Source organism: Candidatus Symbiopectobacterium sp. NZEC135 (assembly GCF_025962695.1).
This window is the reverse complement of record NZ_JAGFPF010000354.1, coordinates 1-1,690: the sequence shown is the minus strand read 5'-3', so window position 1 is coordinate 1,690 and position 1,690 is coordinate 1. Positions and strand designations below refer to the sequence as shown.

Annotated in this window: 2 protein-coding genes and 1 pseudogene; all 3 read right to left on the bottom strand. The window is 47.9% G+C overall.

Translation table 11 applies throughout. The features are described 5' to 3' along the window. Nucleotides 1-363 (bottom strand): annotated as a pseudogene (locus tag J5224_RS26780) (isochorismate synthase); the annotation flags it as partial. A gap of 360 nt (nucleotides 364-723) precedes the next feature. Continuing rightward, complete coding sequence (gene nadS, locus J5224_RS26775) at nucleotides 724-1,008, bottom strand: NadS family protein (protein WP_264628197.1); 285 nt, start codon at nucleotides 1,006-1,008, stop codon at nucleotides 724-726. A 1-nt stretch (nucleotide 1,009) separates the two neighbouring features. Then, nucleotides 1,010-1,342 (bottom strand): type II toxin-antitoxin system RelE/ParE family toxin, encoded by a 333-nt coding sequence (locus tag J5224_RS26770; RefSeq protein WP_264628196.1) that lies wholly within the window; start codon nucleotides 1,340-1,342, stop codon nucleotides 1,010-1,012. Nucleotides 1,343-1,690 lie beyond the last annotated feature (348 nt).

Genomic DNA, 1,690 nt, shown 5'->3' with positions numbered 1-1,690 from the left:
GAGATAGTCGGCCGGATCTCCCCCTTCTACGGCGCTGTGCTCAAAGCCGTTGAGGCCCCAGACACGCACATCCGGCGCACTGCGATAGCGCTGAAAAAACCCTTCGGCATCACTGATATGACGAAAACCGCGCACGATACCGCACACGGCAGCCTCTTCAGGCTCCTGCCGGTGCTGCCAGTAAAACTGGGGATAGACGGGCTGGGTGGCCAACCAGGGCAACAATGACGGCTCACTCTCTTCTGCCGCCGCGACATCCACGGTCAAAGAGACGACGAGCTGTCGGCTTCCCGGCATTGCTGGCTGTGGTTCACGCAATACCTGCTGCATACGACGCAACAAGTGAGAAAGTTGTTTCACCATTACCCCAAAACTCAAACGTAAAGCACGAGATTATACGGCAAAAAGCGGATGATGTGAGACAGGCTTGCGTGCTATCCACGGTCAAATCATTGTAAACAAGCACAACAGCAAACGGGGGCTGCGCATTATGGCGATGATCGCGCAATAAGTAATCGCATTAATCGACAAAAGCAGCGAACGCAACGCGGTAAAATGGTGTTGCTATCATCATTTATTTCCCAATTTCCGATCCTTTCGCCGGTTTTTACCGGCTTTTTTTTGGCCGTCATGCTAATCAGAGACAGAAATATGGGCTATCACGACAGCAAAAATAAACAAATTGGCCCGATAAGGGTTAGCGGTCAGAGATGGTAAAATTCATCAATGCGCAGCCAGTTCATAAAAGAAAGCGGGATTAGCCTGAATGGTCGCCAATACTTTTGCCGCAAGCCCAGTGGGGTTACGTCGTTTAGCTTCCCAGCTTTTGATGGTATCAATGCTGGTTCCAAGTGCTTTTGCCATTTCACCCTGAGAGATATTGAGCTGTTCTCTTATCGCCCGAACATCTGCAATATCGTAGTGGGTAACACGCGCGGGAGACTTACCTCCCTGCTTGATATCGACAGCCTCTTCCAAAGACATTTTTAGTTCGTCAAATAAACGCATTTCACACCTCACCTTTCAATAATGCCGTTAATTTTTTCAGTTCAATTTTCTCTGCGTCGCTCAGACTTTCTTTCATGCTTTTCGAGTAGGCCAACACAAGATAGATGACCTCGACCGTTGCCAGAAAATAAATCACTCTGACACCACCACTTTTTCCCTTAGCACCCACGGCCATTCTGATTTTTCGCAATCCACCCGTTTGCGGTATCAGGTCGCCTTTTTCTGGCGATTCGATAAGCGTTCTCTGTAGTGTTTTAAGCTCATCATCAGTGGCAATCTGCTTTATCTGACGAGTAAAGATCGGAGTTTCGATAAACGCTATCCCATAGCTCACTGAAATGCTCTCCCTGCAAGGGTACATAGTACACCAATTGAGTACTATGTACACCATGAAATGGTGCGCAATTATGCGCAAAGCGATCTAAAACCCGAGCTGAACAGCACACAAGATGCAGGGATAACGTTCCCAGATTGGGAGCGTTATCCCTAAACACTGGTGAATATCACAGCAAAAAGGGTTAACTGTTCCGATTAATCTCGGAAGTTAGCCAACGGCATTAAGGAAGTTTCGATTCAGTGGGGAAGTTATGATAAAAAGGGAGCCGGACAAAAATTTCATTCTCTCATCTTTACGCACTGCCAAGTAGGAACTGTCATCATGCCTGCGAGTCTGCTTCCCTAC